This window comes from Zarconia navalis LEGE 11467 (assembly GCF_015207075.1).
GTDB lineage: Bacteria > Cyanobacteriota > Cyanobacteriia > Cyanobacteriales > Geitlerinemataceae > Zarconia > Zarconia navalis.
Genome location: NZ_JADEXN010000131.1, coordinates 1 through 10,525 on the forward strand (window position 1 = coordinate 1; position 10,525 = coordinate 10,525).

The window sequence follows — 10,525 nt, forward strand, 5'->3', positions numbered from 1 at the left end:
CGGTCAGTCGGGGAGGGTTGCGCAGGGAGAGAATCAGGGTGGTTCCTTCGTAGCGGAGTTTGTACCCCCATTGCTGGGATTCGTTGAAATAGAAGGTGTAGCGCACCCGATCGCCATCCACTTGCTGCCAGTCGAGGCGATCGACGAGGGGATTTTCGTCAAAGGCGATCGTGTCGGTTTGGGCGGTGGTATTGTGCAGGGTGAGGGAGAGTTTGCGCGTCCCTTGTTCGACGGAGACGGGTACGGGCACTTCTAGGGGGAAGTAGACTTCGAGCCACTTATCTGTCGGGCGCGATTGCACGCTGCGAATGTTCGATCGCGGTGGTGCGCCAGCCGCTGAAATCCGCACTTCCTCGGCTTTTATCCACGCCCCGTAGTCCAGGCGCACCCATTCCCCTTCCTTGCCGGTAATGGCGGCTTTGGTTCCCCTCGGTAGGGGTGTGAGGCGGGAGTAGTCTGTGGTTGGCCCGGTGCGGGCAACTCCCGCATCGACGATGACTTCGGCCATTTCAACTCGATCGGGCGAGAGAATTTCGATCGCCCCTAATCCCGGCTGGCTGCGCGTCGTCGAGTCCATTGCCAGGTTAAATGTGGGTACGCCCAAATTGCCGGGGGTGGAGAAGGTGGCGCAACCTTGATAGGCGGCGGCGATTTCTGGGGCGATTTCTTGGATTTTCGGTTGGTTATCCCCGGTGAGGACGGCGTTGTTGGCCGGCAAGCTGACGATTTCCGACTGGGGGAGGAGGGGAACGCTGCGATTGGCGAGGGTGACGGAGACGTTGGCGTTGGCTGGGGCGATCGCATCGAAGCAGATAGACTCTCCTGGCTGACGGGCGATCGCTTCGACGGGCATCAGGGAACCTTTGGCAAAGTTAATCCCCTCGGGCATTACCGGCGCGGTGGAGTTGCGCGTCACCACGATTTCCAATTCTCGATTCTCGTGGCGAATGGTGAACCTGTTTTCACCGATTTGGAGGGGCAAACTGGGGGCAAAATGTCCGGCCGGGCTGCGTTCGATCGCCTGTCCGTTGATGGACACTTCTCCTTCCGGTGGGGCGGTTCCGATGAAGAAGATGCGATCGGCCGTAGTTTGGTGGTTGGCCGGTGGGTAGGCGATATACAGCGATTGTTGCGCCATCACTGAAGATGCGATCGCCGCTCCCAATACGGTCACTCCCAGAGCGGTCGGTGCTAATATCTGGAGACAAGGGAACGCCCGATCGAAACTTGCCTTTGCGTTTGACATTAACCATTAAGATTTAGGGCGACTGTATATTACCATAAATAAGTCATTATTTGTCCGTCATAAGTAATAAGTTTAAATCGGTCGTTTCGCTAGTCTGGATCGAACCATTCTCTTCAACTCTCAAAATATGACCGACGACTATAGGGATATTTCTAATGATAGAAAGTATAACGCTGGAAAATTTCAAAAGTCATCGATCGACTCACCTCACGTTTGATAAATCTCGTTTACATGCCCTTGTCGGTCAAAATAGTTCGGGAAAGACTTCTGTCTTGGAAGCATTACATTATATGAGTCAATTAACGACTAGACGCATTGATTCAATTTTTAGCCATAACAAATCACCTGAATTTATCACAACATTCAATAAACGAATAATGAATGTAACTATTAAGGGCAATCTAAAAGATTTTCCCGAAATCAAATGGAAATCTTTTTATCGCCATCAAAAAACACCTTCAAAATGGCAATCCTCAAGTAATTTTTGTGTTAATAATAAAGGATTTCATCTATATGAATTACAGCAAAATATAATGAAGCAGAACTTAAAGGATATAATCCCTAACTTTTTAAAAAGTTCGGTTTATTTAAAGTTGACAGAAAGTGATTTAAAAAAAGCAGCTTATAGTGAAAAAATATCACCAGAACTTGAAAATGATGGTCTTGCTCCCACTTTAGACTATATACGTAACGAAGCATCCGAAAATTTTCAGATGCTCAAGGAGATGTTAAAAAAGATTGTTCCGACTGTTAAAGATATAGGAATAAGACGGGCAAAAGTTGCCTTGAATCGTCAGCGTTCAATTGAAGTAAATGGAAAATTAATTCCTTATGAAGAAAATCAAGAGCTGATCGGGCAAGAAGTAATTTTAGATATGAATACTGGAGAGCGACTTCCCGCTCATCTAATTAGCGAAGGCACGATGCTTGCGTTAGGTTTACTTACCGTATTAATGCATCCAAAGCAACCTAATTTAGTATTACTCGATGATATTGAACAGGGACTTCATCCTAAAGCACAACGAGAATTAATGGATGTCTTAAAAGAAATACTGAAATCCAACGAAAATCTACAGATTATCTTATCAACTCATTCTCCTTATATTATTGATGAGCTAAATCCTTCACAAGTTCATGTCTTAAATAATACTCATTCAGGATTTACCGTTACCAAACGCTTAGACGAGCATCCCGATATCGAATGGGCAAAAAAAACGCTAACAACGGGAGAATTTTGGGATGCTGAAGGTGAAGAGTGGGTTGTAGGTAGCGAAGTTAGTGAATGAATTTATTGTTATTGTCGAGAGTGATGCTGACGCACGAACGGCAACTGAGTTAGCAGAGCGAATTCTCATCGAAAAAATCGAGTGGTTGGAGCGAGATACTCTGAAATATCTATTTCGCTGGAGTGGTTTACAGGAGAATACAGACAACTCTTGCTGGAAAGATATTAAGAAAATCGTTCAGAATTTTCAAGACACCTCGCAATTTCGTCCACCACGATTTCTCGGTAGAAGGCGAACCAATAATACACCCCTTAAAGCCGATGGTGCAGCCGCAATCAAAATTCTCAATTTAGTCTATTTTTTGCAAAAAGAGAGAGCGATTAAAGCCGTATTCTTGATTCGCGACTTGGATAATCAGCCGGAACGCCGAGAAGGTTTAGAACAAGCTCGAATGCAAGATATCGATCGAAAACCCAAACTAGAAATTGTCCTGGGAACGGCAAATCGGATGCGCGAGGCTTGGGTTCTCAACGGATTTATTCCAGCAAATTCACTCGAAGAACAACTGTTCGCGAAGATAAAACAACAGTTAGCATTCGATCCTTGCACGGAGTCGGAGAAATTACGATCGACTTCCCGAGAAGATCGAGATCGCTTGCGAAATCCCAAAGTTATCGTCGGAGAACTAACGGCAACAGATATGGAACGGGAACGGCAGTGTTGGGAAGAAACCAGTTTGATGATTCTACAAGAACGCGGGAAAAATACGGGTTTAACAGATTACATTCGGGAAATAGAGGAACGATTAGTACCTATTATTTGCGAGTCTTAGGATATCTGTTCGATAACTGCAATGCCGCATTATATTAAGGATTTAGGTTGAAGGTTATTTGAGATCGACGATTGGCTCGTGTGGCTGAATTCTTAAGAATTATATATCATTATTTTTAAACTGCACTTTATTGAAAATATCTTCTAAAGAAATCTCGAATGAGACAGAATTAAGAGAAACTGCCTCATCTTCAGAATCGTACTCGTATAAAGACCATCGTTTATTCGCCGTTTTAAAATACTGTTCGATATAAATTTTATTTTGGTCGATTAAGAGGTATTCTTCAAAAGTGGGAATAGTACGGTAGGCTTCAAATTTACCCCGTCGATCGTATCCTTGAGTTGAATTCGATAAAACCTCAACGATCGCGATCGGATTGACGATCGTATCCGTTCTGCTATTGTGATATTCCGGTTCTCCAGCAACCACCATTACGTCAGGATAGGTATAGATGCGCCGCTGGGGAATCCACAGGCGGACATCTCCCATAAATACTTGAAAGTCTAGTTTCTTGAACGCAAAGCTTAACTCGGTTGAAAAGTTTAAAGCAATGCGATTGTGGTTTGTCGTTCCACCTGCCATCGGCAAAATTTGACCGTCTATGTACTCGCTTTTAAACTCTGCCGCGACTTCGAGTTCTAAATATTCTTCTGGGGAATACGATCGCGCTTTTGTAACTTGCATGATTCGTCATTATCCATTAGCCTAAAATCTCACTAAAAAATTCGATCGCATCCTTCAACGCTGCCACGAATACATCAATCTCTTCAACGGTATTGTAGAAATACAAACTCGCCCGCGCCGTCGAAGACACCCCGAGAATGGTATGTAACGGTTGCGTACAATGATGTCCCGTACGGATTGCAACCCCCGATTCATCCAGGAGGGGTAAAACATCGTTGGCGTGGAGTTCTCCAGCAGTAAATGCTGCCAATGCAGCCCGTCCGCTACCATCAGAATTGGGTTTTGGGCCGTAAATTCGCAGTTGGGGAATGGTTGCCAACTTTTCAAATAAATAAGCACACAAATCATGTTCGTACGCGGCAATTTTATCCATGCCAATGCCACTCAAATAATCCACCGCCGCCCCGATCGCGATTGCCTCTCCAATCGCCGGGGTTCCCGCTTCAAACTTATGAGGTAAATCCGCATAGGTCGAACTTTCTAAAGATACCTCTTCAATCATTTCACCCCCACCCAAAAAAGGAGGCATCGATCGGAGTACATCCAACTTGCCATACAAGAAACCAATTCCCGTCGGCGCGCACATCTTATGCCCAGAACCCACCAACCAATCACAGTCAATTTTTTGGACATCAACGGGCATATGAGGCAAGCTTTGGCAAGCATCAATTAATACTTTTACACCATTTTTACGAGCAATCTTAACAATTTCTTCGACGGGGCTGATGCAGCCAAGGGTATTGGAAACGTGAACCACTGAAACCAGTTTCGTTTTCTCACAAATCAGGGTTTTAAACTGTTCTAGATCGAACTCTTCTGTTTCCGTCAACTCTACAAATTTCAACACCGCCCCCGTCCTCTGGGCAACCAACTGCCAGGGAACCAAATTGCTGTGGTGTTCCATCACCGAAAGGATGATTTCATCCCCCGGTTTGAGGGTATTCATTCCCCAAGAATAAGCCACCAAATTAATCGCTTCGCTGGCATTGCGAGTAAACACAATTTCGTTGCGAGATGCCGCATTTACAAATGCCGCCAACTTATCTCGCGCTGCTTCGTATGCCGTAGTTGCCCGCGCGCTGAGAGTATGCACGCCTCGGTGAACATTGGCGTTATCAAACTCATAGTAATGTTGTAGCGCGTCGAGGACGGCTTTCGGCTTTTGAGAAGTTGCCGCATTGTCAAAATACACCAGCGGTTTGCCGTGTACTTCTTGGTGCAAAATGGGAAAGTCAGCGCGGACGCGATCGGCTATTGTTTTTTCTCGAACTAGAGTCATGGTTTTTTGGGAAAAATGGGATAAAAAGATGTTTTTGCGATCGCAATTTACATTTTAGAAATGAACGCGAGCAAGATGCTCGCACTGTGGAGGTTATCGATAACTCATCAATCTTCTCAAGTTAAATAGGTTCGGCAAGAAACGCACTGAGACAGAATTTTACCGATCGAAGAAACGGGAATCTGTTGCAAAATTTCTGCCCCGAAAGCATCCACCAACAAATGTTCGCTGGCTTGCCGATCGAGTCCCCGACTTTGCAAGTAGAAAACCTCATCTTCTTCCAGTTGACTCACCGTCGCCCCGTGAGCGCATTTGACATTATCGGCGACAATTTCGAGTTGCGGTTTGGTATTCACCCGTGCCTTGGGAGACAGGAGAAGATTGCGGTTGAGTTGGCTGGCATTGGTTAACTGCGCCGCTTTGGGCACGCAAACCCGCCCGTCAAAAATCCCGTGGGCGCTGCCATCGATAATACATTTATGGAGTTGATTTGCCGTGCCGTTAGGACAGTTGAGGGCGATCGTACTGTGGGTGTCGGCGACTTGTTGCCCAGAAATGAGCGTCAAGCCGTTGAGGGTGGTTTGGGTTCCTTCTCCGGCTTGAAACACATCTAAATTATGGCGAGAAAGTTTGCTCCCAAACCCGATCGCATGGCAAGTATAGCGGCTGTCTCGGCTTTGGGTAACGGCTGTTTTACCGATGTGGAAAGCATTCCCCGCATCCCGCTGCATTCGTACGTGTTCGATTTGGGCGTTGTCTGCCACCCAGAGTTCGGCAACACTGTTGGTGAAGTATACCCGATCGCCTTTCGCATCGGGACAACCGGCAGTGGTTGAGGTATATTGCTCGATAAGCGTCAGGCTGCTGTGGGCTTCGGCGACGACGAGGCATCGCGGTTGCACCAATGTCGGTGCGTCTCCGGTTGCAGCCACAAACAGCAGTTGAATCGGGGTTTCGATCGCCTTATTTTTCGCCGCCCAAACGATCGCCACATCGCTCAAACTCGCAGTATTTAAGGTGGTAAAGACTTCCTCGTTTCCGGGCTGTTGCGCCAAATACTCCCCGAGGCGATCGCGTTTTTGGGCTGATAGCTGAGCAATATTACCGACGAACACTCCCTCGGGCAACGCTTCTAAATTCGACAGCGTGGAGGCATATTTCCCGTTGACGAATACTAGATGGCTTTGGGCAGTTTCTGGAAGTACGAACTCGGCGATCGTTTCGGGGCTAATTTCGACTTTGGGGGGCGCTTGAAACTGAATGTCTAGCAACGAAGATAAATCAGTAAATCGCCAGTCTTCATCGCGGGTTGTGGGGATGGCAAGTTCTTGCAACCAAACCGCTGCCCGATCGCGAATTTCGGAGAAGTCGGAGTTAGCGGGCGATCGTAAATTGAGGAGTTGGGTTAAATAGGAAACTCGTTCTTGGGTGGCGAATTGCGTACTCATAATGGGGAACGGGGAATGGGGAACAGTTAGGATCGAGGATTTAATACGGTGTTCGATTTCATCAGTCAACGAGTTGGGTTCCTCTCCCCTCTCGGGAGGGGTTGGGGGTGGGTTCCTCCTCGCATCACACAAAGTTATTTAATTCTCATCCCTTAAAAGTAGAAGGGGTTGGTTATTTCCAATTAAACGAGTGCGGCTTCATGTTCTTCGATCGCCCAATCGTAACCGCGATCTTCTAATTTCAGGGCGAGTTCTTTGCCGCCACTTTGGAGAATCTTGCCGTCGTACATCACATGAACGAAGTCGGGAACTACGTAGTTTAGCAACCGCTGGTAGTGAGTAATCATCAAGGTGGCATTTTCTGGTTTTGCCAACTGATTCACTCCATTAGCGACGATTTTGAGCGCGTCGATATCTAACCCGGAATCTGTTTCATCCAAAATTGCCAAACTCGGTTCGAGTAAAGCCATTTGCAAAATCTCATTCCGCTTTTTCTCCCCACCGGAAAAGCCCTCGTTGACGCTGCGATTGAGGAATGACGCATCCATTTTGACGACATCGAGCCGTTCTTCAACTAAATCCTCGAAATCAAAGGTATCGAGTTCTTCTAAACCTTTATGCTTGCGGTGAGAATTGTAGGCAACGCGCAGAAAATCGAGGTTGCTGACACCGGGAATTTCGATCGGGTATTGAAACGCAAGAAATATTCCAGCTAGCGCTCGTTCTTGGGTTTCGAGTTCGAGCAGGTTTTGTCCCTGAAATATAACTTCGCCCCCAGTGACTTCGTAGTCGGGATGTCCGGCGAGAATTTTGGAAAACGTGCTTTTTCCAGACCCGTTCGGGCCCATAATGGCATGAATTTCCCCGGCTTTAATTTCGAGATTTAAGCCTTTGAGGATGGGAGTCTCTTCGACTGTTGCGGTGAGGTTTTTGACGGAAAGGATAATGTCGCTATCTTTACTAATCATGAGTGGTTTCTCGGTTGAATGTTTGAGTGGAAATAATTCGATCGAAATTCGGATCTAAACTTTACTCGATCGGTTTGATAAAATCTTCGTGGGCGCGAACCCAACAGGCTTGTCCCGACCACGGATCGCTGACTGCCATCCAGGTTCGATCGTTGTGTTCGACAATGGCTTCAGCATCCGTTTCCGATTCGGCAGCCGTCATAATATGTCCGTTGAATAATCGCGAGACGACTAGATGGCTTCCTTGATTGGGAGGATGAGTTTGATAGCAGTTTAAGCCGCTCAAACCGCGATTTGTCACTTCCCAGCGATCGTGATTGGGGGAACTCGGGAGATAGTTCCCGCGATCGTTTGGAACTGGAAAAGAAGAGATTTCAAATGAGGTTTCTAGTTGTTCGATCGCGCGGTTGCTAGTATTAACCCAGCACTGCGTTCCCGTTTCTAACTCAACTTGCTGCCACGCCGTTCCATCTGCATTCATCTGCGTTTCGCCCTCTGAACCCGCGATCGCTTCGACTTCGACTTCTAGTTCTAGAAACGTTGTTTTGCCCTCCTCATTCTCGCCATCGACCGGTACGTTTTCGTAGCATTTTATCCCTTGAGAATCGATCGCTTGCGAGTGAGTTTCAGATAAAGCGGCGATCGGGGTACTTCCCATCACAATTCCAGCGGCGATCGGGATTGTTGTTGTTTTAAATATTAAGTAAAGTAACATCATAATAAATAAACATATTTAACTCACACCGAAATAGACTTTAAAAATATAATTCGATCGCAAAAATCATAATTGACCGATTCGCTTTATAACCCTAAGAACGTCATATAATTCGTTGCCAGGATTTCGTAATTCAAAAAATCTCGATGTTTTATATTTCGGCACATCTTCCCGCACGAGCTTTACAAACGTAAAACTTCCGCCATTCGTCAGCATTCCATACCCCGGCTTGTCCGGATGCGGACTTGCCAGCATATACGAGAGCAATTGTGCCAGTCCCACTTCGAGGGAATACGACATTTCTTTCGATTCAATGACCATCAGCCAAACTCTTTCTTTTAATACGACAAAGTCGAGCTGACCTCGGATAATAACGCCTTCATCTTCGGTAATAATTTCGGTTGATTTCTCGGCTTTGATATGAAATGGAGGTAAAAAGAAGTCTGCCAAAAATAAAAGTGGCGAAAGAATTGCAATCTGAACTGTTTTTTCTAGAAAGGGTGGATATTCAACCAAGTTAAAGTATCTGCTTTTAACTTTGTCTAATAATTGCTTTTCAGCATCGGTGATTTCAGGTAATGCTGTCTGCCATTCGGGAAAGAAGCTTTCATCTCGAACCAACTGAATCCCAAACCGATCGATGAGATCTCGAAGAGTTACATTTCTCGATTGTAGAGTTTGAATCATCGAAGGAATCCTTTTAACAACCTGTTTTTAAAATTTTAGTTGGGCTTGCTTTAAACAAAAAAATATCACCCTCTTGTGCCACAATTTCTGCGCCTATTTTATGATAAAAACGAACGCCAGGTTGATTAGTTTCGATCGCATTCCAAGCAAGATGAGTGCAATTATATTTTTGGGCGATCGCCGCAATTTCTTTGATTAAAACTGTGCCGATTCCTTGATGTCTCGCTTTCGATTCAATATACAAATCGTCCAGCCATAAACTGGGCAGAGCGTTAAAAGATGAGTATCGGAAGTAATACAGCCCAAATCCGACAGCATTTCCGGCAATTTCAGCAAGTATGACTTTGGCAAATGGAACGTCACCAAACAACGTTTTCGATAGCTTTTCTGGCGTTGCCTTTAAAGTTCCTGAAAACGAACCCATCTGGCGATCGAACTCTGCTTTCTTCTGAATCAACCCAAAGATAAGAGAAATATCTTTGGGCATCGCATCGCGAATCATCACTCTATCAGTAATCCCATCTCCAGAAATTTTCGCGAGTCCCATTCGATTCTCTTTTCAAAAAAGATTAGGTTAGCATTCAAATTAATGGCCGCTAACCGACAACTGACTTGCATCTAGCGGTTAGAACTTACGCATACACACCATATATACTTGCTGTGGTGCGCTTCGTTCCTCAACACACCCTACAAATGGAAGCTTTGCGTAAGTCCTATTCAGTCACAAATAACAGCGAACCGACGCTGAAATTACCCCACCGCACCTTCAAGCTTCAAACTCAGTAACTTGTCTGCCTCGGCTGCAAATTCCATCGGCAGTTCGTTGAACACATCCTTACAGAAGCCGCTAATAATCATCGATACGGCATCTTCTTCGGAAATTCCCCGCTGGGTGAAGTAGAATAACTGGTCTTCCCCAATTTTGGATGTCGAAGCTTCGTGTTCGAGTTTCGCCGCATTGTTCTGTACGTCGATGTAGGGGAAGGTATTGGCTTCGGCATTGTCCCCAATCAGCATCGAATCGCACTGGGAGTAGTTGCGCGCGCCTTCAGCTTTGGGCCCCATTTTTACCAATCCCCGGTAGCTGTTCTGAGAACGTCCGGCAGAAATTCCTTTGGAAATAATCGTGCTTTTGGTGTTTTTACCGATATGCACCATTTTGGTGCCGGTGTCCGCTTGCTGGCAGTTATTCGTCAGCGCCACGGAATAGAATTCACCGACGGAGTTATCACCAACCAAAACGCAACTGGGATACTTCCAAGTAATTGCCGAACCGGTTTCGACCTGAGTCCAGGAAATGTTGGAGTTTTTGCCTTTACAAATTCCTCGTTTGGTAACGAAGTTGTAAATTCCGCCTTTACCGTTTTCATCCCCAGCAAACCAGTTTTGCACGGTGGAATACTTGATTTTGGCATCATCGAGCGCCACCAATTCCACCAC

Annotated in this window: 11 protein-coding genes; 2 read left to right on the top strand and 9 right to left on the bottom strand. The window is 45.9% G+C overall.

Annotated elements, in window-relative coordinates; translation table 11 throughout:
• A partial coding sequence (locus IQ235_RS08990) for an SH3 domain-containing protein (protein WP_264321138.1) occupies positions 1–1,246 on the bottom strand: 1,246 nt, incomplete at its 3' end.
• A gap of 155 nt (positions 1,247–1,401) precedes the next feature.
• On the opposite strand from IQ235_RS08990, the gene IQ235_RS08995 reads away from it, so the two are divergent.
• Positions 1,402–2,532 carry an AAA family ATPase gene (locus tag IQ235_RS08995; protein WP_264321139.1) on the top strand — a complete coding sequence of 377 codons (1,131 nt, stop codon included), beginning with the start codon at positions 1,402–1,404 and terminating at the stop codon, positions 2,530–2,532.
• Entirely contained in the window at positions 2,525–3,304 is a 780-nt protein-coding gene (locus IQ235_RS09000) for a hypothetical protein (protein ID WP_264321140.1), read from the top strand. Before IQ235_RS08995 ends, IQ235_RS09000 begins: the two co-directional genes overlap by 8 nt.
• Before the next feature lie 99 nt (positions 3,305–3,403).
• Here the strand turns inward: IQ235_RS09000 and IQ235_RS09005 are convergent, their stop codons facing one another.
• From IQ235_RS09005 to IQ235_RS09040, 8 genes are all read right to left on the bottom strand, one after another.
• The gene (locus IQ235_RS09005; protein WP_264321141.1) at positions 3,404–3,988 is read right to left on the bottom strand and encodes a Uma2 family endonuclease; all 585 of its coding nucleotides are present in this window, start codon (positions 3,986–3,988) and stop codon (positions 3,404–3,406) included.
• Between the two features lie 16 nt (positions 3,989–4,004).
• Positions 4,005–5,267, bottom strand: coding sequence for a SufS family cysteine desulfurase (locus IQ235_RS09010; protein WP_264321142.1), 1,263 nt, complete (start codon positions 5,265–5,267; stop codon positions 4,005–4,007).
• A 116-nt stretch (positions 5,268–5,383) separates the two neighbouring features.
• Positions 5,384–6,715, bottom strand: coding sequence for a Fe-S cluster assembly protein SufD (sufD, locus tag IQ235_RS09015; RefSeq protein WP_264321143.1), 1,332 nt, complete (start codon positions 6,713–6,715; stop codon positions 5,384–5,386).
• A 182-nt stretch (positions 6,716–6,897) separates the two neighbouring features.
• Complete coding sequence (sufC, locus tag IQ235_RS09020) at positions 6,898–7,683, bottom strand: Fe-S cluster assembly ATPase SufC (RefSeq protein WP_264321144.1); 786 nt, start codon at positions 7,681–7,683, stop codon at positions 6,898–6,900.
• 61 nt (positions 7,684–7,744) lie between these two features.
• The gene (locus IQ235_RS09025; protein ID WP_264321145.1) at positions 7,745–8,401 is read right to left on the bottom strand and encodes a hypothetical protein; all 657 of its coding nucleotides are present in this window, start codon (positions 8,399–8,401) and stop codon (positions 7,745–7,747) included.
• A gap of 63 nt (positions 8,402–8,464) precedes the next feature.
• Positions 8,465–9,019 carry a restriction endonuclease subunit R gene (locus tag IQ235_RS09030; protein ID WP_319592565.1) on the bottom strand — a complete coding sequence of 185 codons (555 nt, stop codon included), beginning with the start codon at positions 9,017–9,019 and terminating at the stop codon, positions 8,465–8,467.
• Between the two features lie 79 nt (positions 9,020–9,098).
• Positions 9,099–9,632, bottom strand: coding sequence for a GNAT family N-acetyltransferase (locus IQ235_RS09035; RefSeq protein WP_264321147.1), 534 nt, complete (start codon positions 9,630–9,632; stop codon positions 9,099–9,101).
• A 203-nt stretch (positions 9,633–9,835) separates the two neighbouring features.
• Positions 9,836–10,525, bottom strand: a 690-nt coding sequence (locus tag IQ235_RS09040) for a SufD family Fe-S cluster assembly protein (RefSeq protein WP_264321148.1), incomplete at its 5' end; no start/stop codon positions are given.

Excerpts from the sequence above, each read along its gene's own strand:
- IQ235_RS08995 (WP_264321139.1), top strand. The coding sequence starts at position 1,402 with ATGATAGAAAGTATAACGCTGGAAAATTTCAAAAGTCATCGATCGACT.
- IQ235_RS09025 (WP_264321145.1), bottom strand. The coding sequence starts at position 8,401 with ATGATGTTACTTTACTTAATATTTAAAACAACAACAATCCCGATCGCC.
- IQ235_RS09035 (WP_264321147.1), bottom strand. The coding sequence starts at position 9,632 with ATGGGACTCGCGAAAATTTCTGGAGATGGGATTACTGATAGAGTGATG.
- IQ235_RS09010 (WP_264321142.1), bottom strand. The coding sequence starts at position 5,267 with ATGACTCTAGTTCGAGAAAAAACAATAGCCGATCGCGTCCGCGCTGAC.
- IQ235_RS09005 (WP_264321141.1), bottom strand. The coding sequence starts at position 3,988 with ATGCAAGTTACAAAAGCGCGATCGTATTCCCCAGAAGAATATTTAGAA.
- sufD (WP_264321143.1), bottom strand. The coding sequence starts at position 6,715 with ATGAGTACGCAATTCGCCACCCAAGAACGAGTTTCCTATTTAACCCAA.
- sufC (WP_264321144.1), bottom strand. The coding sequence starts at position 7,683 with ATGATTAGTAAAGATAGCGACATTATCCTTTCCGTCAAAAACCTCACC.